The sequence below is a fragment of the Streptosporangium subroseum genome (assembly GCF_900188345.1).
In the GTDB taxonomy this organism is placed as follows: Bacteria; Actinomycetota; Actinomycetes; order Streptosporangiales; family Streptosporangiaceae; genus Streptosporangium; species Streptosporangium subroseum.
Genome location: NZ_FZOD01000021.1, coordinates 103,422 through 128,801 on the forward strand (window position 1 = coordinate 103,422; position 25,380 = coordinate 128,801).

General features: G+C 68.3%; 25 protein-coding genes. 16 read left to right on the forward strand and 9 right to left on the reverse strand.

The genetic code is table 11. The annotated features are described in order from the left end of the window. Positions 1–36 precede the first annotated feature (36 nt). From CHC08_RS22015 to CHC08_RS22080, 15 genes are all read left to right on the forward strand, one after another. Positions 37–618: a TetR/AcrR family transcriptional regulator gene (locus CHC08_RS22015; RefSeq protein WP_089209218.1), complete on the forward strand. Its 582-nt coding sequence runs from the start codon at positions 37–39 to the stop codon at positions 616–618. 224 nt (positions 619–842) lie between these two features. Beyond that, the gene (locus tag CHC08_RS22020; protein WP_089209219.1) at positions 843–1,766 is read left to right on the forward strand and encodes an MmyB family transcriptional regulator; all 924 of its coding nucleotides are present in this window, start codon (positions 843–845) and stop codon (positions 1,764–1,766) included. Between the two features lie 378 nt (positions 1,767–2,144). Beyond that, positions 2,145–3,584, forward strand: a complete 1,440-nt coding sequence (locus tag CHC08_RS22025; RefSeq protein WP_245878471.1) for a sugar ABC transporter ATP-binding protein — start codon at positions 2,145–2,147, stop codon at positions 3,582–3,584. Continuing rightward, the gene (locus CHC08_RS22030; RefSeq protein ID WP_179282151.1) at positions 3,581–4,555 is read left to right on the forward strand and encodes an ABC transporter permease; all 975 of its coding nucleotides are present in this window, start codon (positions 3,581–3,583) and stop codon (positions 4,553–4,555) included. The genes CHC08_RS22025 and CHC08_RS22030 overlap by 4 nt, the downstream gene beginning before the upstream one ends. 18 nt (positions 4,556–4,573) lie before the next feature. After that, positions 4,574–5,578, forward strand: coding sequence for a sugar ABC transporter substrate-binding protein (locus CHC08_RS22035; protein ID WP_089209222.1), 1,005 nt, complete (start codon positions 4,574–4,576; stop codon positions 5,576–5,578). Then, positions 5,565–6,596: an ABC transporter permease gene (locus CHC08_RS22040; protein WP_089209223.1), complete on the forward strand. Its 1,032-nt coding sequence runs from the start codon at positions 5,565–5,567 to the stop codon at positions 6,594–6,596. Before CHC08_RS22035 ends, CHC08_RS22040 begins: the two co-directional genes overlap by 14 nt. A gap of 161 nt (positions 6,597–6,757) precedes the next feature. After that, positions 6,758–8,239 (forward strand): ricin-type beta-trefoil lectin domain protein, encoded by a 1,482-nt coding sequence (locus tag CHC08_RS22045; protein ID WP_179282152.1) that lies wholly within the window; start codon positions 6,758–6,760, stop codon positions 8,237–8,239. Between the two features lie 366 nt (positions 8,240–8,605). Next, positions 8,606–10,135: a UxaA family hydrolase gene (locus CHC08_RS22050; RefSeq protein ID WP_089209225.1), complete on the forward strand. Its 1,530-nt coding sequence runs from the start codon at positions 8,606–8,608 to the stop codon at positions 10,133–10,135. Then, positions 10,132–11,019 carry an SMP-30/gluconolactonase/LRE family protein gene (locus CHC08_RS22055; protein WP_089209226.1) on the forward strand — a complete coding sequence of 296 codons (888 nt, stop codon included), beginning with the start codon at positions 10,132–10,134 and terminating at the stop codon, positions 11,017–11,019. Before CHC08_RS22050 ends, CHC08_RS22055 begins: the two co-directional genes overlap by 4 nt. Then, on the forward strand, positions 11,016–11,777 hold the full coding sequence (locus tag CHC08_RS22060; protein WP_089209227.1) for an SDR family NAD(P)-dependent oxidoreductase: 762 nt from the start codon (positions 11,016–11,018) through the stop codon (positions 11,775–11,777). The genes CHC08_RS22055 and CHC08_RS22060 overlap by 4 nt, the downstream gene beginning before the upstream one ends. Next, entirely contained in the window at positions 11,774–12,526 is a 753-nt protein-coding gene (locus tag CHC08_RS22065) for an SDR family NAD(P)-dependent oxidoreductase (protein WP_089209228.1), read from the forward strand. Before CHC08_RS22060 ends, CHC08_RS22065 begins: the two co-directional genes overlap by 4 nt. Further along, positions 12,523–12,816 (forward strand): hypothetical protein, encoded by a 294-nt coding sequence (locus tag CHC08_RS51605; RefSeq protein ID WP_245878465.1) that lies wholly within the window; start codon positions 12,523–12,525, stop codon positions 12,814–12,816. Before CHC08_RS22065 ends, CHC08_RS51605 begins: the two co-directional genes overlap by 4 nt. Then, positions 12,813–13,085: a heterodisulfide reductase-related iron-sulfur binding cluster gene (locus tag CHC08_RS52935; RefSeq protein WP_420823578.1), complete on the forward strand. Its 273-nt coding sequence runs from the start codon at positions 12,813–12,815 to the stop codon at positions 13,083–13,085. The genes CHC08_RS51605 and CHC08_RS52935 overlap by 4 nt, the downstream gene beginning before the upstream one ends. A gap of 26 nt (positions 13,086–13,111) precedes the next feature. Then, entirely contained in the window at positions 13,112–14,086 is a 975-nt protein-coding gene (locus tag CHC08_RS22075) for a LysR family transcriptional regulator (RefSeq protein ID WP_179282153.1), read from the forward strand. A gap of 604 nt (positions 14,087–14,690) precedes the next feature. Further along, positions 14,691–15,035 (forward strand): hypothetical protein, encoded by a 345-nt coding sequence (locus tag CHC08_RS22080; protein WP_089209231.1) that lies wholly within the window; start codon positions 14,691–14,693, stop codon positions 15,033–15,035. Positions 15,036–15,490: 455 nt separating this feature from the next. Here CHC08_RS22080 and CHC08_RS22085 read toward each other — a convergent pair whose 3' ends face one another. Beyond that, positions 15,491–15,994: an XdhC family protein gene (locus CHC08_RS22085; RefSeq protein ID WP_089209232.1), complete on the reverse strand. Its 504-nt coding sequence runs from the start codon at positions 15,992–15,994 to the stop codon at positions 15,491–15,493. A 209-nt stretch (positions 15,995–16,203) separates the two neighbouring features. Between CHC08_RS22085 and CHC08_RS22090 the strand changes: the two genes are divergently transcribed. Then, the gene (locus CHC08_RS22090; RefSeq protein ID WP_089209233.1) at positions 16,204–16,830 is read left to right on the forward strand and encodes a Dps family protein; all 627 of its coding nucleotides are present in this window, start codon (positions 16,204–16,206) and stop codon (positions 16,828–16,830) included. A 115-nt stretch (positions 16,831–16,945) separates the two neighbouring features. Here the strand turns inward: CHC08_RS22090 and CHC08_RS22095 are convergent, their stop codons facing one another. The 8 genes from CHC08_RS22095 to CHC08_RS22130 form a co-directional block, all read right to left on the reverse strand. Beyond that, positions 16,946–17,410 carry a MarR family winged helix-turn-helix transcriptional regulator gene (locus CHC08_RS22095; RefSeq protein WP_218825409.1) on the reverse strand — a complete coding sequence of 155 codons (465 nt, stop codon included), beginning with the start codon at positions 17,408–17,410 and terminating at the stop codon, positions 16,946–16,948. A 209-nt stretch (positions 17,411–17,619) separates the two neighbouring features. Then, positions 17,620–18,498: an N-acyl homoserine lactonase family protein gene (locus CHC08_RS22100; protein ID WP_089209234.1), complete on the reverse strand. Its 879-nt coding sequence runs from the start codon at positions 18,496–18,498 to the stop codon at positions 17,620–17,622. Positions 18,499–19,388: 890 nt separating this feature from the next. Further along, complete coding sequence (locus tag CHC08_RS22105; RefSeq protein ID WP_089209235.1) at positions 19,389–19,970, reverse strand: dihydrofolate reductase family protein; 582 nt, start codon at positions 19,968–19,970, stop codon at positions 19,389–19,391. Between the two features lie 277 nt (positions 19,971–20,247). Continuing rightward, positions 20,248–21,417: an MFS transporter gene (locus CHC08_RS22110; protein ID WP_089209236.1), complete on the reverse strand. Its 1,170-nt coding sequence runs from the start codon at positions 21,415–21,417 to the stop codon at positions 20,248–20,250. Positions 21,418–21,782: 365 nt separating this feature from the next. Next, a complete protein-coding gene (locus tag CHC08_RS22115) occupies positions 21,783–22,757 on the reverse strand; it encodes an aldo/keto reductase (RefSeq protein WP_089209237.1) in 975 nt (324 codons plus the stop codon). Between the two features lie 14 nt (positions 22,758–22,771). Continuing rightward, a complete protein-coding gene (locus CHC08_RS22120) occupies positions 22,772–23,809 on the reverse strand; it encodes a zinc-dependent alcohol dehydrogenase family protein (protein WP_089209238.1) in 1,038 nt (345 codons plus the stop codon). A 263-nt stretch (positions 23,810–24,072) separates the two neighbouring features. Further along, complete coding sequence (locus CHC08_RS22125) at positions 24,073–24,846, reverse strand: SDR family NAD(P)-dependent oxidoreductase (RefSeq protein ID WP_089209239.1); 774 nt, start codon at positions 24,844–24,846, stop codon at positions 24,073–24,075. Between the two features lie 39 nt (positions 24,847–24,885). Next, positions 24,886–25,374, reverse strand: coding sequence for a MarR family winged helix-turn-helix transcriptional regulator (locus tag CHC08_RS22130; RefSeq protein WP_089209240.1), 489 nt, complete (start codon positions 25,372–25,374; stop codon positions 24,886–24,888). Positions 25,375–25,380: the final 6 nt, after the last annotated feature.

Sequence of the window (25,380 nt, forward strand, 5' to 3'; positions counted from 1 at the left end):
GGTTCTCTCCGTCAAGACGCGAACGAGGGTGATGAGGTGGATCGGGAGGTGGCGCAGGGCCGCGTGCTCGACGCGGCAGAGGAGCTGTTCTACAGCCGGGGTATCCAGACCGTCGGCATGGACGACATCCGCGGCCTCTCCGGTGTGTCCCTCAAGCGCCTCTACCAGCTCTTCGGCACGAAGGACCAGCTCGTCGACGCCTACCTTGAGCGCCGTGACCTCCGCTGGCGGCAACGTCTCGCCGACCACGTCGAGGCCTGCGGGGACCCGGAGGGCCGGATCATCGCGGTGTTCGACTGGCTTGGACAGTGGTTCAACGAGCCCGGTTTCCGAGGTTGTGCGTGGATCAACTCCTACGGCGAGCTGGGAACCACGTCGACGACCATCGCCACCCAGGCCCGCCGGCACAAGCAGGCGTTCAGGCGATACCTGGAGAAGCTGACGACCGACGCGCACCTCCCTCACGATCTGGCCGAGCATCTGCTCCTGCTGGCCGAGGGCGCCATGGTCACGGCCGGCATTTTCGGCACCCCCGGTACGGCCGCGCAGGCCAGGGCGGCCGCGGGCCTGCTGCTCGAATCCGCCAAGCAGGCGCGGCCCCCGTTGCCGGCGCGGTAAGACCGAACCGCAGGCCGTGCGGTTCCACGCCAAGCGGCAACGATCGTCATGGGCTGTCGCTTCTCGGTCGGGTGGCCCCAGGCGGTTTCTCCGGGGCGGCATTCGGGTTGCTCCGGTCGTGCGGCGTTACCCAGAGGCCCCTTCTGCCTGCGTCCCGTGTGACTACCACCGGCAGGGACAGGCTGGCGGGCCCCGACCGGGACTACCCGGCGCATACTGGGGATATGGCTATCCACCCCGACCCGGCATCCGTGCCGGGACCCGGCCATGAGCGGCGCCTCGACCCGCGCACGGAGCTGAGCGAGTTCCTGCGCACCCGCCGGGCCCGGCTGAAGCCGGCCGACGTGGGACTCGCCGAGTACGGCCGGCGGCGCCGGGTGCCGGGCCTGAGGCGGGAGGAGCTGGCACAGCTCGCCGGGGTCTCCGCGGCGTACTACACGCGCCTGGAGCAGGGCAACGGCCGCAACGTCTCGGTCGAGGTGCTGGACGCGATCTCCGGTGCGCTCAAGCTCTCCGACGCGGAGCACGTTCACCTGATGGACCTCGCCAAGCCCAAGCGGCAGAGGCGGCGGCCCGCGCCGCAGCTCCAGCAGGTGCGGCCCGCGCTACTGGAGCTGCTGACGGCGATGGAGGGCGTACCCGCGTACGTGTGGGGCCGCCGCACCGATGTGCTGGCGTGGAACGGCACGGCCTGCGCACTCTTCGGTGACTGGGCGGCGCGTGCCCCGCGGGAACGGAACTGGGCCAGGATCACCTTCCTCGATCCGGCGGCCCGGCGGCTCTTCGTCGACTGGGAGTCCAAGGCCTTCGACGTGGTGGGGAACCTGAGACTGGACGCCGGCCTGCACGCGGACGATCCGCTGCTCGCGGCGCTGGTCGGGGAGCTCTCCATGAAGAGCGAGGACTTCCGGACGCTGTGGGCGGCCCACGACGTCAAGAGGAAGTCGCACGGCAGCATGCGGATGGCGCACCCGCTGGCGGGTGAGCTGACGCTCCGCTACGAGACCTTCACGCTCCCCGGCGATCAGGAGCAGTCGCTGGCGACCTACCACGCCGAGCCCGGTTCGGCGTCGGAGGAGGCGCTGCGCCTGCTGGCGAGCTGGGGCGCGGACGCCTCCCGGGACCGGTCGGCCGCCGCGCGGGACTGAGCCCGACCTCGATCCTCTCACCGCGGCCCACCAGGGATCACCCCATCGCCACCGCTGCGGGTGAGTCGCGGCCCGCAGGGCTCGATCCTGCCTGCGCCGCTCACACTCCGCCGCCCGCCGCGGATCGCAGATGTGTTCCCGTTTCCAAGGCCGACCGGATTCGCCCGTAACACGCTGATTCGATTAACGGATCGGTGCCTGCCGAAACATGCGCTTCACACTGTCGACCTCGGGCCATAGGTTCGCAATATTCCCGCTGGCGGAAGATCGTTCGGGAACTGCGCAGGACTGCCGCATGAATGGCGTCAAAAACATTTGAGGAGGCCTCATGCCTATCGCCGTGTGCCAAAGGTGGCATGCCGGGTGACCGCGATCACGGTGAGCGGGCTGTCGAAATCGTTCGGCGGTGTCGTAGCGATAGATGGCGTCTCGTTCACGGTCTCGAGCGGCGAGGTCGTTGCTCTGGCCGGGGAGAACGGCGCCGGAAAATCCACAATCAAGAATATCATCGGCGGAATTCTGCGGCCTGATTCTGGTCACGTCGATTTCGGTGACGCGGCAAACGTGGCCACGGTGCATCAGGAGACCAGTCTTTTTCCGGACTTGACGGTCGCCGAGAACATTCTCATCGGCCATCTCAGGTCGTCCCGTGTGGGCACGGTCCGGCCCGCGGCCTTGCGGCGTACCGCTTCCCTCCTGCTGCGGCGGGTCGGCGCCGGCTTCGGGCCCGATGCCCTCGTGCGCGAACTCTCCGCTGGGCAGCGTCAGCTGGTGGAGATCGCCAAGGCTCTGGCCACCGAGCCCCGGGCCATCGTGTTCGACGAACCGACCGCCTCGCTCAATCTCGGCGAACGCGAGATGATCATGCGAATTGTCGAGCAGTTGCGTGACGACGGGGTGGCCGTCCTCTACATCACCCACTATCTCGAGGAGATCTTCAGGCTCAGCCAGCGGATCGTGGTCATGCGGGACGGGCGGCTGATGGCCGACCGGCCGGCCGGCGAGCTCGACCGCTTCACGCTCGAGGCGCTCATGGTGGGGCGCGAGCTCGCCCAGGGATATCCCGAGACCGCGACGCCTCGGCAAAAGATCGCGCTGTCGGTTCGTGACCTGGGTGACGGTGCTCGGGTCGAGGGGGTCTCTTTCGACGTCGCCGAGGGCGAGATCTTCGGTCTGGCCGGGCTGATGGGGTCGGGCCGTACCGAGGTGGCCCGGGCGATCTTCGGACTGGCGGGCAGGATCGGGCGGATCGAGGTGGCCGGACGGCCGCTGCGGCGCGGCGACGTCCGCGCTTCGATCGCCGCGGGAATCGCCTTCGTCACCGAGGACCGGCGGAACGAGGGCCTGTTCCTGGAACGGCCGATCCGCGAGAGCCTCTCGATCGTCGGCCTCGGCTCGGTATGCCGGCTGTTCGGACGGGTCGACCATGCGGCCGAACGCCGTCTCACCAAGGATCTTGCGACCGCGGTGGCCCTGACGGCCCGCAGCGGGCTGGAGGCGGACGGCGGATCACTGAGCGGCGGCAACCAGCAGAAGATCGTACTGGCCAAATGGCTCAGCGGACAACCCCGGCTGATCATCCTGGACGAGCCCACTCGCGGCATCGACGTCGGCGCCAAGGCCGAGATCTACCGGCTCCTGGCCGATCTCGCGCGCGCCGGAACGGCTGTCCTGCTGATCAGTTCCGAGATGGAGGAAGTGCTCGGCCTGGCTCATCGCGTCGGCGTCATGCACGACAGCCGGTTGGCCGGAATCCTCGACCGGCGGAGCGCGACCCAGGAGGCCGTCATCCGCCTGGCGACGGGAGGCACCCGGTGAGTTCCACCTACCAATGGTGCGCACGTGCTCTGCGCCGGCAGCCGCTTTTCCCCGTATGGCTGGTCCTGGTGCTCGCCCTGTCCGGCCTCTACGACGAGTTCGGCACGGGGGCGAACTTCCGCAACATCGCCATCCAGGCGAGCCCGTTGATCATCGCCGCCGTCGGAGCGACCTTCGTGATCATGACCGGGGGGATCGACCTGTCCGTCGGGGCGATGCTGTTCCTGGCGGCCGCGATCGAGTCCAGCCGGGCGTTCGTCTCGGCGCCCGCCGGCGTGGTGTTCGCCGCCATCGCCGTGACCGGACTGCTGATGGGCCTGGTCAACGGGGTGGCGATCGCGCTGACCAGGGTTCCCGCCCTCATCGTCACCCTCGCCTCGATGCAGGTCTTCCGGGGAGCCGGCGGCCACATCACCGGTCAGCAGAACATCGATCTCCCCGCGCATCTGCGGGGCATCGGCACCGGCAGCCTCCTCGGCGTTCCCGCTCCGGTCCTGCTCGCCGCCGTGACGACATTGGGCGGAGTGCTGGTGTTCGGCCGGACCGTGTTCGGCCGGTACCTCCAGGCGATCGGCTCCAACCGGGCTGCGGCCCTCAACGCCGGGCTGCCCGTCCGGGCGGTGACGATCGGCGCATACGCGCTGGCCGGCGTGCTGGCGGCGCTCGCCTCGCTCACCCAGACCGCGCGGCTGGGAGCCGTCCAGCCGTCCATCGGTGACGGCTACGAGCTCACCGTGATCACAGCGGTGGTGCTCGGCGGAACCAGCCTGTTCGGCGGCCGGGGCAGCATCACCGGCACCGTCCTGGGCGCCCTCGTTCTCACCACCGCCCAGACCGGGCTGGTGTTCTCCGGGGCCTCGCCCTACGTCTTCGACATCGTCCGCGGCGGCGTTCTGCTCGTCGCGGTCATCGCCGCCGGAATCCGGTGGCGGACTCTGGCTCAGGCCTTGCGGCCGGCCGCTGCGTCATAAGGAAAGGACCACCCCCCAATGCAAGTCCCCACCCTCGTCCGATACACGGCCGCCCTCGCGGCGTCGGCTCTGGTACTCGCCGGTTGCGGTTCCTCCCAGCAGGAGTCCGGTTCGGACGGCTCCGGCAAGAAGGTCACGATCGGGGTGAACTTCGATCTGCTCAACGGCATCCGCCAGGCCGAGAAGTCGGCGATCGAGAAGGCGGCCACCGAGGCCGGATACGAGGTCGTCTTCAACGTCGCCGACAAGGACCCGCAGAAGCAGTCCTCCCAGATCCAGGACCTGGTCCAGACACGCAAGGTCGACGCGCTGATCGTGATCGCCCAAGATGGCCAGCAGATCGCCTCCTCCGTCAGCCTGGCCAAGGCCCGCAAAGTCCCGTTCATCGCCATCGACCGGGCCGTCGCCGACCAGCAGAACATCACGTTCCAGATCACCGGCGACCCGGTCGCCGACGGCAAGCTGGCTGCCTCCGAATTCATCGACGCGGGCAAGACCAAGCCGCTGAAGGTACTGGAGCTGGTGGGCGCCCTCACCGACCAGAACGCGATCGGCCGCAGGGACGGGTTCAACGAAGCGGTGAAGGGCGACCCCAACATCACCGTCGTCAGCCAGGTCCCCACCAACTGGGATCCGGCCCAAGCCCTCGACGGCACCTCCAACGCGCTCCAGAAGAACCCCGACATCAATGCGATCTTCGTTCCGTCGGACTTTCTGCTGCCGTCCGTTCAGTCCGCGCTGAAGGCGGCCGGGCGCCTGGCCCCGATCGGGGATCCCGAGCACGTGTTCCTGGTGACCATCGACGGCGATCAGAACGGCTGCAAGGCCATGAAGGACAAGACCCTCGACGCCGATATCGCCACCCCGGTCGACGACTTCGGCAAACAGGCCATCTCGGCGATCACCACCGCGCTGGGAGGCCAGGGCGTCAGCCCCCAATCGGTCCGGACGGAAGGCCTCAGCCTCGACCAGGCCAACTTCGCCACGACCAGCGCGCAGGTGTGGGGCTGTGTCGTCGCCTGAATCCGTTCGCCGGGAGGACGCCGCCAAGGCGTCCCCCGCCCGGTCCGCCAAGCCCGTGTCGTGGCTGGGCGATCCGGATCGTCGTCCGGGCTGGCTCACCGACCTGTCGATGCTGCCCGCGCTGGTCGTCGTCGTCGGGGTCTTGAGCGTCCTGACCGACGGGATGCTGACCCCCTCCAACATCGTCAATGTGGGCAGCCAGTCCGCGGTCGTCGCGATCGCGGCGATCGGCGCGACGTTTGTCATCCTGACAGGCGGCATCGACCTGTCCACCGGCAGCGTGATCGGTGCCAGCGGGGTCTCCGCGGCCTGGATGATCACCAGCACCGGCAGCGTCGCGGCGGGCGTCGCGGCGGGCCTGCTCACCGGAACCGTGATCGGCCTGGTCGTCGGGACCGTCGTGGCCAAGATGCCCGTCGTCCCGTTCGCCGTGACCCTCGCCGCGCTCTACGTCGTGAGCGGAGCCACCACGCTCCTCAGCCACGGCAAGACGATCGCTCCGGTCCCCGCCGGATTCATCGAGTTCAGCATCGACGGCCCCGGCGGCGTCCCGTACTCGGTGTGGCTGGCCGTCGTGCTGTACGCCGTCGCCCAGACCTTCCTGACACGCACCGCGTGGGGACGGCGCGTCCTGCACGTCGGAGCCAACGCGGAGGTCGCGCGGATCAGCGGCGTCCACGTCGCCCGGACCAAGGCGAGCGTCTACGCGGTGGCGGGGCTGTTCTCGGCGATCGCCGGAATCGTCTTGACGTCCGGGCTCGCGGGGGCGGGCGCCGGCATGGGCGGCCCGCTGCTGTTGAACATCGTGGGCGCCGTCGTCCTTGGTGGCACCAGCCTGTTCGGCGGGCGCGGCAGCCTGCTGCGCACAGCTGTCGGAGTGCTCTTTCTCGGATTTCTCTCCAATGGAATGAGTCTGCTCGGGCTGGCCTCTTTCGATCAGCAGATCGTCACCGGAGCCGTCATTTTCATCGCCGCGTCCGCCGATGGAATCGGCCGGCGGCTGAGACGTGGAGCCTGAAACGTCAACGGCCATTCGTTCAGCGGATCGGCGAGTCTTGGAATTCGCAATCGACGCGTCCAGGAAGCGCCGATACGTTCATTTCCAACCGATTAATGGCGAGCTACGGACATATGTACAACAGTGTCCTCAATTTGCGCGCCAGAGCGGAAAGGAAATCCATGCCGCGCCCCCACGCCACCCCACCCAACCTCTTCCGCCGCGTGCCGGTCTGGCTGACGGCCGCACTGGTCTCCCTGCTGCTGGCGCCGCTCATAGCGGTGTCCGGCGCGTCGCCGGCCGCCGCAGCGGTCCTGGACCCCAGCCAGTTCAAAGGCGTGCACTGGTCACGCCTGGGTGACAACTTCACCTTCGACCGGCTCGTCTTGCAGGGCCTGTCGGCCGGCGACGACTACAACGCCACCCGGAGCAAGGCCGACGCCATGTTCGGCGCCTTCCAAAGCGCTTTGGGCGCCAACACCGTCCGGTTGCCCATCAACCCCGCCACCGTCGCCTGGAACAGCTACAACGGTGTCATCGACGCCGCGACGGCCAGGGGCTTCAAGGTCGTCCTCAGCTACTGGGTGGAGGACGGCAGCAACAAGGTCGTCGACGGCTACCTGAACACCTGGAACCAGATGTGGGACACCCTCACCACCAGGTACCGGGGCAACCCCCAGATCTTCTTCGACCCGATCAACGAGCCCATCGGCTTCAGCACTCCCCAGTGGCTGGACTTCGCGGCCAACTGGATCAGCCGCCAGACCGCCAACGGCTTCCCCAGAGAGCGCATGCTCATCGAGGGCGCCCAGGCCGACGGCGGCGGCTGGGGAACCGACCTGCGGCCGCTGTGCAACGATTCCCGCTTCGAGGGCGTCTACCTGGCGATGCACCGCTACGCCTTCCCCTACCCGGCGCGGACCTACACCGAGTGGGTCAACGACATCAAGATGTACATGGGCAACTGCGCGTCCCGCACCCTCATCGAGGAGTTCGGCGCCGACGCCGACAACGGCATCGACTACAACGCCACCCCCAGCGCGACGACCCCCAAGGAGGTCGCCTACCTGCGCGCCATCACCGACGTCATCCGCGAGTACCGCCTGGGCGCGATCTGGTGCCACGGCATCGGCGGCCGCACCACCAGCCCCGACCACGACTCGCTGAACATCCTGCGTCTCTACAGCGCCTACGCCGGCGGCACCCAGAACCTGCCGCTGTGGATCCCCAACCCCACGGCCGTCGACCGGCTGAAGTACGCCTGGGGCGAATCCGGCTCCGCCACGAGCCGGCTGCGCACCCCCGGATACACCAAGTGCCTTGATGTCCCCGGCAGCTCGCAGAACAACGATGTCCAACTCCAGGTGTGGGACTGCGGGAACGGCGGCAACCAGCGGTGGACCAGGAGCGCCGCCAACACACTCACCGTGTACAACGGAACAAAATGCCTGGACGCCTACGGCTTCGGCAAAACCAACGGCACGAGGGTGGTCATCCATGACTGCCACGGCATGATCAACCAAAAGTGGCTGTTCTTCTCCGACGAGACGATCCGCGGTGTCGACTCCAGGCTCTGCCTGGACGCCGACCTGTACAGCACCACGAACGTCCAGCTGTGGTCGTGCGGCAACGGGACCAACCAGAAGTGGCAGCAGCTCATCTGACCAGAGGTGACGCCCCGGGGCCGGCCGCGTACCGCGCGGCCGGCCCTTCGCGTTCAGGGTGCGGCCCTGAAATTCCAACGCCGGCGTCCCAGACCGTCGAGCTCCAGTTCAACGACGTCGCCGTTTTCTCGGGCCAGGATGGTTTCGCCACACCAGCCGCGGAAATTCGTTCCCCGGCGCCTTTCATTCGGCGGCCATCATTCGGATTGCGCCTCTGGCCGGTGACTATTCGCAGGACGGATGGCGCCGTTTCGTTACTCGCGCTTCATCCGGAACTACTGTCCGACTTAGGGTGGGGTGCGTGACCATCTCTGAATTCTTATTGAGCCTATTCAAGGTTGACGTGCTCAGTGCGCTGGACCGTGGATGACCGCACAACCGCCCCCCGAAATCGCCGTCCCCTTGGTTCCGCTGGAGGGCGTGGATGACGTGGGGCTCGTCCGCGAGCACCTCGGTGTCGGGACGCCCGTCCGGGTCGACGGGGGCGTCGTCGCCGCGATCGACGACATCCCGGCGGGCCACAAGGTCGCGGTGCGCGCCATCGCCGAAGGCACGCCCGTGCGCAAGTACGGCGAGGCCATCGGCATCGCGCTGCGCGACATCGCGCCCGGCTCCCACGTACACTCGCACAACCTCGGGGTCGGGCCGCAGAGCCTCGGTCTGGCCACAGTACTCGCCGAGCCGCCCGTCTGGACTCCTCCGGCAGCACCGACCCGCGACCACTTCCTCGGCTACCGCAGACCCGATGGCCGGGCCGCGACCCGCAACTACCTCGCGGTCCTCCCGACGGTGAACTGCTCCTCGACGGTCGCCCGGATGATCGCGCAGGCCGCCAACGCCCAGATCAAGGCGGAGGGCCTGGACGGCGTCATCGCCCTCACTCACGACCTGGGCTGCGGCATGGCCGAAGGCACCGCGGGAGACGACATCCTACGCCGCACCTTGCGCGGCTACGCCGGGCACGCGAACCTCGCCGGCGCAGTGATGATCAGCCTGGGCTGCGAGATCAACCAACCGGAGCACATCCTGGGCGACGGCCCGGCCGTCGAGACGCTCTCCATCCAGGACCTCGGCGGGACCGCCGCCACCGTCAACGCCGCACTGAACGCCCTCCAGGCGATGGCGTCGCGCCTGGCCGGTCTGCGGCGCGAACCCATCCCGGTCGGTGAACTGATCCTGGGGCTGCAGTGCGGCGGCAGCGACGCCTACTCCGGCCTGACCGCCAACCCGACCCTGGGCGTCGCGGCCGACCTGCTGGTGGCCGCGGGCGGCAAGGTCATCCTCGGCGAGACCCCCGAGATCTACGGTGCCGAGCACATGCTGCGCGCGCGGGCCGCAACACCGGCGGTGGGCCGGCAGATCGACGACCTCATCGCCTGGTGGCAGGCCTACACGGCGAGCAACAACGCGGAACTGGACAACAACCCATCCAAGGGCAACCGCGACGGCGGCATCACGACCATCTGGGAGAAGTCGCTGGGCGCCGTGCTGAAGGGCGGCACGAGCCCGCTCAACGCCGTCGTCGCCTACGCCGACCCGGTCACCGCCACGGGACTGACGTTCATGGACACCCCCGGATACGACCCGGTCTCGGCGACGGGCATGGTCGCCGGAGGCGCCAACCTGCTGGCGTTCACCACTGGGCGGGGATCGGTCTTCGGGGCGCGCCCCACCCCCTGCCTCAAGATCAGCACCACCACCCGGCTGTTCGAGCACATGCGCGCCGACATGGACTTCGACGCCGGACCGGCGATGTCCCGGGACGATCAGATCCGCCATGGAATCATGCTGTTCGAGGCGCTGATGGACATGGCGTCGGGCACCCCGAGCAAGTCCGAGGCGCTCGGATTCGGAACCGAGGAGATCGTGCCGTGGCGGATGGGGGCCGTCGTATGACGTCGGTGTTCTGGGATGGCCGTGCCACCCTGGGCGAGGGGCCGCTGTGGGACACGCGGACCGGCACCCTCTACTGGGTGGACATCGTCGAGGCGACGGTCTTCGCCCAAGCCGTCAACACCGCACAGCCGGCCCGGATCGACGTCCAGGCCCAGGTCGGCTGCCTCGGCCTCACCGACGATCCGCACGTGCTCATCGCCGGCATGCGCACCGGGTGGCATCTGCTGGATCTGCGGGCCGGGGGCCGCACCTTCCTGGCCGACCCCGAGGCGGACCGTCCGGCCTGCCGTTTCAACGACGGATCAGTCGACCCCGCCGGGCGGTTCTGGACCGGTTCGCTGGAGGACGGCGAGACCCGGCCGGAGGGCCGGCTCTATCGGCTGGACGGCGACGGCACCCACACGACGGTCGATGAGGGCTTCTACTGCTCCAACGGCATCGACTGGTCGCCGGACGGCCGGTGGATGTACTTCGTGGACTCCCGAGCCGACCTCATCTACCGGTACGCCTTCGACGTGGAGACCGGGCAGGCCACCGCCCGCCAGATCTTCGCCGACACCTCCTCACTGCCCGGCATCCCCGACGGCCTGCGCGTGGACTCCGGAGGCGATGTCTGGTGTGCCTTCTGGGACGGAGCGCACGTGACCCGCTTCACGCCCGACGGCGCCGCGGTCGAGCGGGTGGCGGTCCCGGTCCTGCGCCCGACGAGTGTCGCCTTCGGCGGGCCCGGGCTCCAGACGATGTACATCACCTCGGCCTCCCTCGGCCTCACCCCCTCCCAGTTGAAGGAGTGGCCGCTGTCGGGCGCGGTGCTGGAGCGCGACGCCCGGACGCCCGGACAGCCCGCCACTCCCTTTCGTCTTACCCGAGAGGTCACCGTATGAGATTCAGCGACAAGGTCGCCGTGGTCACCGGCGCCGACTCCGGCATCGGCCGCGCGACAGCGGTCCGGCTGCTGAGCGAGGGCGCCACCGTCGTGGCGGCCGACGTCAATCACACCCGGCCCTGGGCGGAGGCGGGGGACAAGCGGCTTCACCGGCTCACCCTGGACGTCTCCGAACCGGACGCCGCCGAGCGGCTGGAGGAGTACCTGCGCGGGGAGTTCGAACGGATCGACGTGCTGGCCAACGTCGCCGGGATCTTGCACATCGCCCCCTTTCTCCAGGTCACCCGGGCCGACTGGGACCGCGTCCTCGCAGTGAACCTCACCGGAGTGTTCTTCCTCAGCCAGGCCGTGGCCCGCATCATGGTCGACCACGCCACGCCCGGCCGCATCGTCAACGTGTCCTCCGTCCACGCGGTGGTCTCCGAACCGAACGCCGCGCCCTACACCGCGACCAAGGGCGGTCTGGAGGCCATGACCCGCACGATGGCCTCGGAACTGGCCCCCCACGGCATCACGGTCAACTGCGTGCGGCCGGGCGCCACCCGTACGGCGATGAGCGAGCCGATCTACACACCCGAGATCCTCGGCTCCCTGAAGGCGAAGATCCCTCTGGGAAAGATCGCGCCACCCGAATGGGTGGCGTCCGCCATCGCCTACCTCGCCTCCGAGGAGGCGTGCTACACCACCGGCGCCTGCCTGGACGTCGACGGCGGATACGCCATGGACGGCTCGCTGCCCGGGACGGCGTACTCATGAGCGCCGTCGCCGTGGTGACCGGCGCCGCCTCCGGCATCGGCCGTGCCACCGCCCTGCGCCTGGCCCGCGACGGCTATGAGATCGCGATGATGGACCTCGACGACGCCGGCCTCGCCGAGACCGCCACCCTGATCGGAGAAGTCGGCGGCCTGGCCCGCCCCTTCACCGTCGACCTGTGCGATCCGCTGGCCGTCGGGTCGGTCACCCGGGAGATCGCGGTCACCGTGGGCGCCCCGGAGGTGCTGGTGAACGTCGCCGGAATCGGGCTGGCCGCGACCGTCCTGGAGACGAGCGACGCGGACTGGAACCGCGTCATGGCGGTCAACCTGACCGGGCCGTTCCTCACCATCCGGGCGACCCTTCCGCTGATGCTCGACCGCGGCAGCGGCGTCATCGTCAACATCGCCTCCGTGGGCGGCCAGGTCGGGCTCGCCGGCCGGGCCGCGTACTGCGCGTCCAAGGCCGGGCTGGTCGGCCTCACGCGCGCGGTCGCCGTCGACCACGCCCGCGAGGGGATCCGCTGCGTGGCGGTCTGCCCCGGGACCGTGGAGACCGAATGGATCGGCAAGATCCTCTCCAACGCCCCTGATCCGGTGGCGGCCCGCGCGGCGATGGCGGCACGGCAACTGGACGGGCGCATGGGGTCGCCCGAGGAGGTCGCGGCCATGGTCGCCTTCCTCGCCGGACCCGAGGGCAGGTTCGTCAACGGGGCCGCCCTTGTCCTCGACGGCGGGATGACGGCGGCATGAGGACCCTCTCCACCAAGGCGATCTCCGCCGACCTGAGCAAGATCGTGGGACCGGTCAACGTGGAAGTCCGCCCGGCGGCCCTGGTGCCCTACCGGACGGACGCCACGTTCGGCTTCGCCGGCCTGACGACCGCGGTCGTCAGGCCGTCCTCGCCGACGGAGAGATCATCCAGGCGGGCGGCCGGCTGCCCGGCCCGATCCTCATCGACGGCCGACGGGCCCGCATCGGCCTCCAGGACTCCTGCCACCTGCGCAACGGGCTGGGCGTCAGCGAGACGCCCCGCCGCGTGATCAGCGCGCTCGGAGACCACATCGAGGTGCCCGGCGCGGCCGACTGCTGCGGCGCGGCAGGCACCTGCTCCCTGCTCAGACGCCGCGACAGCCGACGAGTCCTGGCCCCGAAGATGGTGGAATTGGCCAGACTTGAACTAGATTTCCTCGTCATGGTAAACCCTGGCTGCCAGCGTCAGCTGACCACGGCGGTGCGTCGGGCTCGGCTCCGCACGCGCGTACTTCATCTGGCCGAACTCGTCGAGCTGGCCCGGACGGAGCCACGATGAGTGGCCCATCGGCAGAGGAACCCGCGGTGGAGAACATCGATCTCGCCCCGCGCGATCCCCGGGACGCCATGTCGCTTCAGACCGCGTGGCTGCGCAGTTTCCTCGCCGTGGCCGACAAGGGCGGGTTCGGTGCGGCCACTCTCGTGCTGCATCTGTCGCAGTCGCGGGTCAGCGCGCACATCGCCGCACTGGAACACGCCCTCGGCGTGACTCTTTTCGATCGCAAGGCACGCCCCATCTGCACGACCGAGGCCGGTGAGCTGTTTCGTGGCCACGCCTTGAACGCCCTCCTGGAGCTCCAGCGCGGCGTCGAGGCGGCCCGCAGCACGCTTGACAACTTCGTCGCCCACGTCAAGATCGGTAGCTATCCGAGCGTCAGCTCCACCTACCTGCCCTCGATCCTGCGGACCCTGACGGCGAAGTACCCGGGCATCACCATCGAGCTTCACGAAGGAACCGCTTCAACGCTGGAGGAGATGGTCGTCAGCGGTGCCGTTGACCTGGCGTTCCGGCCCCTGCTCCCGAAGATGCACGAGACGACGCTCTGTCACCGGACGATCTGGCGAGAAAACATCGTCGCCGTCATGCGTGAGCAGGATCTCCTCACCCGTAAGACCTCGCTCAGCGTCGCCGACATCCTGGAGCGCCCCCTGATCGGCAACCCGGCCGGAAGCGAGGAGGAAGGCGGCGGATTCGACCTCCGCAACACGCTCGGCGAGAACGCGGCACGAGCCGACATCGCCTATCTCACCGACCAGCCGACCACCCTGGTCGCGCTCGTCCGCTCGGCCTTCGGCATCGGCATAATCAACCGCCTCGCTCTGGAGACCACCAGCACCGAAGGCCTCGCGACCCGCATCATCGACTCCCCGGCCGCCCATCGAGAAGTCGCCCTCTTCTGGGCCAGGCGCCGCTCGGACGCCGCCGTCGTCCAAGCCTTCCTGGACGCCCAGCAACAGGCCCCGCTTCCTCCCGGCGTCCAGCCCATCGACAGTCAGTGAATCGCCGGCTGGATCAAGAGGCTCCGGCTCACTTTCGATGATCTGTTACTCAGGGTGATGCCGAGTCAACCCAGCCTTCGGACTGCTGAGCGTAGGCGTCCCGGCAGGCGCGTAGATCACGGCGTCGCCGTCGACCGCGCCGTCCAGTCACGCCCTGGGCCACCACCCCGTCGATCGGCACCGTCTCAGCTGTCGCTGGTCTGAATCGACGGCTCGCCGTAGCCACAGGAGTTCCGGGCTCCCATGGGGTGTCGGCGATGCCGATTAATTCGGCAGGGGCGGACAAGCGGGTTGATCCCGCCTGCGCCCTTCCTCTCATGTGACCGCATCGCCTTCCTTTCCGGCCTTTTGGGCCGGCGGCACTTCCACCCACGCGACAAATGCGACATTGAAGACATTTCATATCAAATTAAGCGATAATATCCTAACATTATCAATAGAAGGACATGAGGGTGGTAAAAGCGGTTAATCTCCGTTTGTCGGACCATGTCGGCGGAAATCATGACAACCAGGGAGACCCGTTAGCGGTCACCTCAGGCGCTTTCCCAAGCGTTTCGGGAAACGCCGAAATCAGGGCACCAATCCTTTCGAGGGGGAAATACAAATGCCCAACGTCAAAAGCGTCGTCGCGGGACTCGCGATCAGCACGGCACTGGCCGGCGGAGTTGTGGGCCTGGGAGCAGCGACCACCACCACCAACGCCAGCGCCAGTACGGTCACAGCAGGAGCGGGCTTCACGACCTGGGGCGGCGGATGCGGCGGTGGTTGCGGTTGGCGCCGCGGCTGCGGCTGCGGAGGTGGTTGCGGCCACCGCTGCCATCACCGCAGCTTCCACCGCAGCGTCCGCAGGGTCAATGTCAACATCAATAACAACAACATCAACCACGGCGACCGCGACCGCGATCGCGACCGCGGTCGCGATTTCGACTTTGACGACGACGACGATTAACAACAACGCCTAAAGTCTCTGATCAGTCACCAACTCATGGTTGGCCTCCAGCTTGGGTGCCGCATGTAGCCGAAGCACGTTGACCACATGCGGCATAACCTGGGATCACAAAAACTCCAGGCCCATGATGGAGAGGAGATGGCCCGTGTTCGTCGAGATCCTGATTCTTCACAAAAGAATCGGATCGCACGGTGAACACGGGCCGAATCATTGTGACTTCGATGAATGATCTGATATATCCCGGCTTTTGTGAGCCGCTCTGATCGATATGCGCGCCGCCGCCACCTTCTAAAGAGGCCTGCATGCCGAGAAGATGCCTCCCCGAGTTCGGCCGCGGGTTCCGGGGCCTGCCGAAGGCCGGTCGCACCGCCCTACTCTCATCCGATCCGCCGGGCGAGAACACGGCGACCGGAGCCGTTCAGGATCGGGCACATCGCGTGCCCGCTTCAAAAGCCTCAGAAGTGGAAGCCGCCCGGGCGGCCGTTGCGGTCGGCGAGCAGGCCCGCGAGAGTCGCGAGGGCGATCTCGGCCGGAGTGCGGGAACCGATGTTGAGACCCACCGGGCGGTGCACCTGGGCGATCTTCTCGGGCGGCACGCCCAGCTCGGTGAGCGCCTTGACGTGAGGGCCCTCATGGCGGGGGTTGCCCATGATGCCGACCCACCGGACCGGACGGGCGAGGATGTCTCGCAGCACCGGCCCCACCTCGCCGCGATGGTGATCGGTGACCACGACATCGGCCGTGTCGTCCAGCTCGGGGCCGGCGGAGGTCAGGGCTCCGGCGGGGGCGCGTGCCGGGTCCGGTTCCAGGAGCAGCGTGCGAAAGCCCAGTTCGGCGCCGAAGCTGAGCAGGAAGCCGGCGACGGGGGAGGCGAACACCGCGACCAGGGTGCGCGTCCCGCTCTCCGGCCGCACGTCGCCGTGCGCCACCTCGCATGCCGGGTCAGGTACGTACGTCATGCCGCCAGCTTAGATGTCAGGCTCCCGCGAGCCGCGCTTCGAAACCGTGGCGAATCCTCTCCGTGGACCGGGTCGTCGGCGCGGGCGGTTCCATCCACCTGGCGAGGTCATCGGATGCCACCTCACGGCGGTATGGAATGCATTATCCCTTTTTGGGTTGATTGTGGCGCTCTGTTGGGAGGTTTACGGGAACGTCTGAGCGCAGTCTGATGTGTCACGCGACGAGGAGATGTGCATTGACTGCCAAGCGCACCACCAAAGCAAAACGGAATGGCAGCAGCCAGCCGTGGCTGCACCTCAACGGCGTTGAGATCCAGGAGTTCGGCACGGTCCGGCAGTTCCCGCTCGGTCTCTCCTTCAACGCGAGGATGTACTCCTGCCAGCGGCTCAACCAGATCCTGGCCGACACTCAAATCCTCTACGGCCTCTACAAGAAGCACCACTGGCTGATGCGCGGCCCGACGTTCTACCAGCTGCACCTGCTGCTGGACAAGCACGCCGGGGAGCAGCTCGAGCTGGTGGACCTGATCGCCGAGCGGGTGCAGACCCTCGGCGGCGTCGCCATCGGCGACCCGCGGCATGTCGCCGAGGTCACCGTCATCCCGCGCCCGCCCAATGGCGCGGAGGAGGTCCCTTCGATGCTCTCGCGCCTGATCGAGGCGCACGAGACGATCCTCATCGCCACCCATGACGCGGCGGCCCGTGCCGCCGAGATGGGCGACGACGGCACCAACGACCTTCTGGTCTCGAGCGTCATCCGTACCGGCGAGCTGCAGACCTGGTTCCTGATCGAGCACCTGGTCGACACCCCGCTGGTCGAAGCTCCGCGGGAATGATCACCCTCGTCGGGAGACGATCGGGGGGCGTACGGCGGGACCGGCCCGCACCGGGGAATGCTCAAGCACGGCGACTCCCGAGGAAGAGGCCGGCCGTCGCAATGATCCCCACACCCTAGGAGGCGGGGACTTCCCTGCGCCGTCGTACCGTCTCGCCGGCGGGGAAGCGGTCGGCCACGGCTCGAAGCGTGCTCAGCGTGGGGGCGATCGGCTGCCCGGCGAGCATTTCCTCGAGCGCGTCGTTCAGACCGTCCTGAACCGGTCGGACTCGCTCGGCCAGTTGCCTGCCGGCTGTCGTGAGCGTCAGTGTGACGTGCCGTCTGTCGCTCGCGCTGGTCGCCCGCTCGACGAATCCCGCGGTCACGAGCCGGTCCACCAACCTGCTCGGATTGGCCCCGGACTCGCATACCAGCAGCTCACCGAGTCCGGAGAGGGTGAGGGGCCCGCGGTCGTCGAGGACGCTCACCACCTCTGCCTGAGAGGGCGTGAGACCGAGCGGGCGGAGTGCGGCGGCGAGGATGCGGTTTCCCTCTCGCTGCACCGCCAAGACCAGGTAGCGGAACTCTTCGGCGTCCCTCACTCGTGCGGATCCTTTCTCGGCGGAGAACTCTCGAGGGGAGCAGTTCTCGTACGTCCTCGCACGTGCATGTTATGGCAGATGATGACGTGTCATCGGCCTGTCCGGTGAGGGCGGCCGGCGATATCCCTGTCCGCTCCTTTGGTGAATCCCGGGTGGGTCGGGTCGGATAGGTGACGCGTTGCGGTGAGGGGCGGTGAAGCGGCCCGGTCTCAGGCGCCCCGCCCGTGGCTGAGCGCCTTGGCGAGGCGATCGGCCGCTCCGGGGTCGTGAGCTGCCAGAACCGCCAGATCGGGCATCGTGGCCCGCAGGGCGTTCACCTTGCTCACCGCGTCACGCATCTGCTTCTTGTCGCCGATGCCGGGCAGTTGGCCGGCGGCCAGGAGGTTGTCGTCGTAGGTGAGGTCGCCCACCATGATCAGCGGCGCGTGGTCCGGGCGGCGAACCAGCAGGGAGAGCGATCCGGGTGTGTGCCCCGGAGTGGGCAGGAGCAGAAGGCTTCCGTCGCCGAACAGGTCGTGGCCGGTGCTGAACGGTGCCACCGCCGGATCCGCGAGCGGTTCAGGGGTGACCCGCTTCCAGTTCAGCCCCGGCAGGTCGATGTGCGACGGCATCAGGCCACGCGCCTCCGGCAGTGGCTTGTGCAGGGACTCCCACTCGTCGTGGCTGGTGATGATGTCGGCGTGGCCGAGCAGCGGCAGCCCGCCGATGTGGTCCTGGTGAAGGTGGGAGATCACCGCGGTGTCCACGTCGCCGATGGCGTACCCCAGCCTGGACAGGCCGGCCGTGAGCGTCTCGTTCGGTTCGATGGCGAATTTCGCGAGGCGCGAGTAGACCAGCCCGTTGAACCCTCCGGGGAAGTAGTTCGGGTCGGTCACCGACGCGCGGTCCTGCCCGGTGTCGAAGAGCACCACGCCGTCGCGATGCTCGATCACGTAGACGTTGATCGGCCGGGGAGCGGTCCACCGTGTCGAGGTGAACAGCCAGAAGTAGAGGTTCTTCCATGTCGGTCCGACGTGCTCTGGCCGGATGGACACCGAGCCGGTGCTGATGACGGATACACGCTTGATCGGATCTGCCGAGGCGTTCATTCGAGGCCCTCCAAGAGGTTCTATGTCGTGTCATTAAATTACACGACACACATATGACCGTCAAGACTCATCCCGGTGCCGGCCCATCAAGGGGCCCCGGGCTTTGCCGCGTGGGACCTGGATGGCAATGCGGAGATTTCCAGCGGATATGCCGCCGACCTGGGATGGGGGGAGGCCCCTGCGACCGAGGTGTCGGTTCGCCGGGGGTGCGGCCATGGGGGGAGGGCCCGTCGCAGATCAATCGATGGGGCCGGCGGCGAGCGCACCGCCGCCTGACCGCATCCCCGTACCGTTCTCATGGCGGCGCCGGCCGTACTCCTGAAATCCCGGAGCGGAACGCGGCCGGTCGGCCCGGTGAAGGCCGTCGGCCTCGGCTTCCGAGTCGGGCGGTCGCCATCGATTTATTGATCTACATTGTAAAGCCGCTGGTTTTTTGCAAGATCATTTGCATATATCGACTAAAGACCGAGCCCCTGAAAGCAAGGCCCGCAAGCGGTTTGCGGGGCCGAGACCGGTGTACGGGGCGTCGGTAAGACTCGTGCGGCCAGATACACGCGATTGAGTTCGCCCAGGTCAGCGGTGGCCCTACTGATCGGTGGGGAGACGGCTGACGGCGTCTTCGAGGCCGGCGTGGGTAGGCAGGGTGTAGCCAGCGCGTTGATCGGGCCTAAAGTCCCGAGGCCACGCTCAGGCCAAGTCCGTTCGGGGGTCGGTCAAGATACGACGGAAACCGGCAACCAGTGATCTTGAGTTGAACCTGCCGCAGGTGAGGTGCTGGGGCGGATCGGCGTCGGCTGCCCGACCAGGGACAGCGATGCGCAAACGCAGCCGGAGGCCCGATCTTGTGTCACCGTTCGCAGTGGACTTCTTCGCGTACCCGCTCAGATCGGTCAACGGCGCACCCGATAGCGCAGGTGAAGCACCCGGTTGCCCTGAATCACCACGTCAGGATCCTCCAGCAGGTGCTGCGCGTCGACCGACCCGAAGTAGCGCTTGCCGGACCCGAACACCACGGGTACGACGTCCATGCGCACCTCGTCGACCAGACCCGCGGCAAGCACCTGGCCACCGACGTCGCCGGCGGCGACCTCGACCAAGCGGTCACCCGCAAGCTCCTGCGCCTTGGCCACGGCTGCCTCGACACCGTCGACGAAGTGAAACGGCGCCTCGGGGTCCCAGCCCTCGGGCTCCGGCCGGTGTGTCACGACGACCACGTGGTCGATCCCGCTCGGAGGCTTCCCGTCCCAGCCGTCCGTCATGTCGAAGACGTGGCGGCCGACGATCGTGACTCCGATCTGGTCCCAGTACGCCCGGGTGTAGTCGTAGGACGTCTGCGACACCTTCAGCTCGCCGCTCTCGTCCAACGGGATGTCACCGCTGGACAACCAGTCGAACAGCGGTCCGGGCTGGTCATTCTCGTCCGCGACGAAGCCGTCCACCGACACCGAGCCGTACATGACCACCTTGCCCACGGGGCTCTCCTCTGCTTTGGGGTGCCCCCAAATTAGCGTGTCGTGAGCTGTCGCTCTTGTACGAATCCGCACCAATACTGGCCGCAGCCGATCATCTACGTCGGGCGATCCCGGAAAGATCCCGTAACGGTCCGTCAAGGGCATCGCTGACCTGGGCGAACTTAATCGCGTGCACCTGGCTGCACGAGTCTTACCGACACCCCTGTACGTCGCGGGCGAACTCCCGGATGCCGGTCCTCGGTGTGGCGGGTTCCTTCCGCCGTCCGCGGCCCTCGGCTCAGGGGCGCGTCGCCCGGGCGCGGGGGCGCAGGGCGCCGGCTGAGGCGGCCATGAACGCGGCGAGGAGGGCGGGGATGCCCAGGGCCATCGGCAGGCTGAGGAGCTCGGCGGCGCCGCCGATGATGGCGGGGCCGGCGACGAGTCCGGCGTAGCCGATGGTGGCGACCTGGGCTATGGCCTCTCCGGCGCGGGCGGGGTCGTGGTTTCCGGCCGCGGAGAAGACCTGGGGAACGATGGTGGCCAGGCCGAGGCCGAACAGGGCGAAGCCGGTGATGGCGACGGGGACGGTGCCGATGAGCAGTGCGGTGCTCAGGCCGAGGGCGGCGATGATGCCGGAGTAGCGGACCAGGCGGACGGGGCCCAGGCGCAGGGCGAGGTGGTCGCCGGCGAAGCGGCCGATGGTCATGGCGGTGGAGAAGGTGGCGAAGCCGAGGGCGGCGAGTCCCTGGGAGGCGCCGAGGTCTTCGAAGAGGTAGACGGCGGTCCAGTCGACGGCTGCGCCTTCTCCGACGAGTCCGGCGAAGGCGACGATGCCCATGAGGGCGATCCAGCCGGTCCAGCGGGCGCGGGCGGGCGTGGTGGTGCCGGTGGTGGGCGGGGTGTGGGGCAGGAGGTGGCGTCTGGCGTAGAGGGAGATGAGGGCGAGGGGGATGCCGACGGCGGCGAGGGTGGTGCCGGCGCCGAGACCGAGCCAGGCGAATGCGCCGCCGATGCCTGCGCCGAGGAGGCCGCCGATGCTGAACATGCCGTGGAAGGAGGACATGATCGGGCGGCCGTAGGCGCGTTCGACTTCGACGCCGTGGGCGTTCATGGAGACGTCGAGGGAGGCGTTGACGAGGCCGAACACGAAGAGCGTGGCGACGAGGGCGGGCAGGTTGGGGGCGTAGCCGGGGGGGATGACGGTGAGGGCGGTGATGATGGCGGCGGGGGTGATGAGGCGGGCGCTGCCGAGGCGGTCGGTGAGGCGTCCGGCGAAGCGCATGCCGATGACGAGTCCGGCGGCGACGGCGAAGAGGCCGTAGCTGAGTTGCCCGGCGCTGAGGTCGAGGTTCTGTTTGACCGCGGGGATGCGTGCGGCCCAGGTTCCGGAGACGGCGCCGAGCAGGAGGAAGAAGTAGGACACGGCTCGGCGGGCGTTGACGGCTTGCCGGGTCGTGGTGGGGCTCATGGGCGCCTCTGGGGTTTGAGGTTCAGAGGCGATATTCAATCATGTCCGGCATCGGTGGGCGGGTCGATGGCAGGGCGCCGGCCGGGAGGGGGCGGCTGAGCAACGGTCGTGAATTCGGCGGAGTCGGTCTTGGTCTGGACCGACTGGACTGATGTGGCCTTGAGGAGCTGGTCTTGCAGGCCGGTGGGTGCGCTCGGGCGGGGCGAGGATGCCGGTGATTTCCGTGGATGACCAGGGCGGCGCCGTCTCCAGTGCTTCCATCAGCGGCTCTGCCCACTGATTCCCGGGTCAGTGGGGATGAGGACTTCGAGGCGGTGGCGATCGCTCATCGCCGGACGTCCGGGCGGGGTCTGGCGGGCTCGGCGTCACCGCCCGATCATCTTCATTTGGGCTTCGTTGTGGTGGTCGCCCGCGACGTCGGCGAGGGCGTCGAGGCGGGTGGTCTGCTCGGGGGTGAGGGTGAGGGCCCCGGCGGCGGTGTTCTCCTCCAGGCGGGTGACGCGCTTGGTGCCGGGGATGGGGACGATGTCGTCGCCGCGGGACAGCAGCCAGGCGAGTGCGACCTGCGCCGGGGTGGCGCCGGCGTCGGCGGCGATGGCCTTGACCTGGTCGGCGAGGTGGAGGTTGTGGTCGAAGTTGGCGCCGGTGAAGCGCGGGTTGGAGGCCCGGAAGTCTTCCGCTTCGAAGCGGGTGTCGGCGGTGATGGCGCCGGTGAGGAAGCCGCGGCCCAGTGGGGAGTAGGCGACCAGGCCGATGCCGAGCTCGCGCAGGAGCGGGAGGATCTCGGGTTCGGGGTCGCGGGTCCACAGTGAGTACTCGGTCTGGAACGCGGTGATCGGGTGGATGGCGTGGGCGCGGCGGATGGTCGCGGCTCCGGCCTCGGACAGCCCGATGTGGGCGATCTTGCCTTCGTTGACGAGGTCGGCCAGGGTGCCGACGGTGTCCTCGATGGGCGTGTCGGGGTCGACGCGGTGCTGGTAGTACAGGTCGATGTGGTCGATGCCCAGGCGGCGCAGCGATCCTTCGACGGCCTTGCGGACGTTGGCGGGGCTGCTGTCGAGGCCGTCCCGTCCGGTGTGGGAGATCATCCCGAACTTGGTGGCGACCACGACCCGGTCGCGGTAGCCGCCTTTCAGCGCCTGTCCAAGGAGTTCCTCGTTGGTGTAGGGACCGTACACCTCGGCGGTGTCGATCATGGTGATGCCGAGGTCGACGGCGCGGTGGAGGGTGCGGATGGACTCGGTGTCGTCGCTGCCCGCGCCGCCGTAGGCGAAGGACATGCCCATCATGCCCAGGCCGATTTGGCCGACGGTCAGGGTGCCGAGCGTCACTTGCTTCATGGTGTTTCTCCTCGTCAGGACTGGCGGATGAGGACCTTGAGGGCCTCGCGGCGGTCCATGGCAGCGTAGCCGTCGGGGGTCTGGTCGAGGCTGATGGTGCGGTCGAAGACCCTGCCCGGCTGGACGGCGCCGGAAAGGACGTCGGGCATGAGCTTCTCGATGTAGGCGCGCGCGGGGGCGGGCCCGCCGGTCAGGGTGATGTTGGCGCCGAACAGGCTGGCGAAGCCGACCGGGGCGTCCTCGTACTGCGGTGCCCCGACCCGGGAGATCACTCCGCCGGCCCGGACCACGCCGATCGCCTGCTCGTAGGCGGGCATGTGGCCGACGGCCTCCAGCACCTTGGCCGCGCCGTGGCCGCCGGTCAGCTCCCGGACCTTGGCGATGCCCTCCTGCCCGCGTTCGGTGACCACGTCGGTGGCGCCGAACGCGCGGCCGAGGTCGGTGCGGTCCTTGTGCCGTCCCATGAGGACGATCTGCTCGGCGCCCAGCTGCCGGGCCGAGAGCACCGCCAGCAGGCCGACGGCGCCGTCGCCGATCACCGCGACCTTGTCGCCGGGGCCGACGTTCGCGCGCTTGGCGGCGTGGTAGCCCGTGCCGTACACGTCGGAGAGGGTCAGCAGGTGCGGCAGGAGCTCGGAATCCTCGCCGACGGGCGCCTTGACCAGTGTCCCGTCCGCCAGCGGCACCCGGACGGCCTCGGCCTGGCCGCCGCCGATTCCGCCGGTCGCCCAGAAACCGCCGTGCAGGCAGGAGGTCTGCAAGCCCTCGCGGCAGAACTCACACGTGCCGTCGGACCAGGCGAACGGTGCGATCACCAGGTCGCCCCGCTTCACCGTCGACACCTCGCCGCCGGTCTCCTCCACGACGCCGATGAACTCATGTCCCATCGGGGATGCCTCGCCGGCGGGCATCGAGTGGTAGGGGTGCAGGTCCGATCCGCAGATACAGGTCGTCACGACTCGTACCAGGGCGTCGGTCGGCTGCTGGATCACCGGGTCCGGGACCGTGTCGATCCGCACATCCCCCGCGCCGTACATGAATGCTGCTCGCATGTGTCTGCCTTCCTTGACGTCACCGGTCAAAGCCCTACCCGGGCTCCGCAAAACGCGGCCTCCCTGGAGGGTCATCTCCAGCAAACGTCCTTTGACCCGGCAGTGGCAGTGCCTGTCGTTTCGGGTAACGCCGGTACCTGCTTCGGCGGGGAGGCGTCGCCTACCGTGAGATTCATGGACGACCGCATCAAAATCCAGGAGTTCCTCACCGCCTACGGCGGAGATCGGGGCCTGCGGGGAGATCGGGAACGAGGTGAACGGCGTCAGTGGACGGAGAAGCCGCCGTCGACGCAGATGGCCTGGCCGGTGAGGTAGTCGCTGGCCCGGCTCGCGAGGAAGACGGCGATGCCGGCGAAGTCGGCGGGGGTGCCGTTGCGGCCGGTCATGGAGCGGGCGGCGAGGGCTTCGACGCGGCCGGGGACGGCTTGGGCGGGTTCGGTGAGGGGGGTGAGGACAAAACCGGGGATGACGGTGTTGGCGCAGACGCCGTGGGGTGACCAGGCTTCGGCCTGGGAGCGGGTGAGGCCGGTGATGGCGGCTTTGGAGACGCCGTAGGCACCGCTGTCGCCGAAGGCGCTGATGGACTGCTGGGAGCCGATGTTGATGATGCGGCCCCAGCCGCGCTGGGCCATGCGGGGGCCGAAGTGCTGTCCGAGGAGGTAGGGGGCGGTGATGTTGACGGCCATGGTCTGGTCGTAGTCGTCGGGGGTGAGGTCGTTCATGGGGCGGCGGATGTTGTTGGCGGCGTCGTTGACGAGGATGTCGATGTCGCCGAAGAAGGTGGAGGCCTGCCGGCACAGGCGGGTGACGTCGTCGCGGCCGGCGAGGTCGGCGCTGATGGATGCGGCGTGGATGCCGAGGTCGTGGAGGTTCTGGGTGGCTTCGTGGAGCTCTTTGGTGCGGCGGGCGGCGATGACGACCGCGGCGCCGGCGCGGCCGAGGGCTTGGGCCATGGTGTGTCCGATGCCGGAGCTTCCGCCGGTGACGAGGGCGACGCGGCCGGTGAGGGAGAAGAGGTCGTCGAGGTATCCAGGCATACCAAAGGAACCTATCATCCTACCTTTGGATGGCGCCCCTCACTGTGAGGTGGCGGCGTGATGCCGGATCTTGCCCATCTGAAGGGTGATGGCGGCGTCCTGGATCTTGTCCATGACGTCGGAGAGGTCGTGCAGGGTCGCGGTGTCGAGGCACTGCAGGAGGCGGCGGAAGTCGGCGAGGCCGGTGTCGGCGATCTGCTCGGTGAGGGCACGCCCGGCGGGGGTGAGCTCGACGCGGCGGACGCGGCGGTCGTGGGCGTCTTCGCGGCGGGTGACGAGGCCATGGCCGACCAGGCGGTCGACGATGCCGGTGACGGTGCCGAGGCCGACGCCGAGATGCTGGGCGAGATCCTGGCCGGAGGCGGAGTCCTGGCAGGAGAGGATCATGACGACTTTGAGCTGGCGCATGGTCAGGTTGGAGTCGAAGAACGGTGAGGAGGAACGGTCCTGGGCGAGGAGCCGCCCCAGGTCACGTTGCATTTCACCGATTCGGTCGATCAGCCGGTCGCGTTCGTCGTCCACACTCACCTCTCG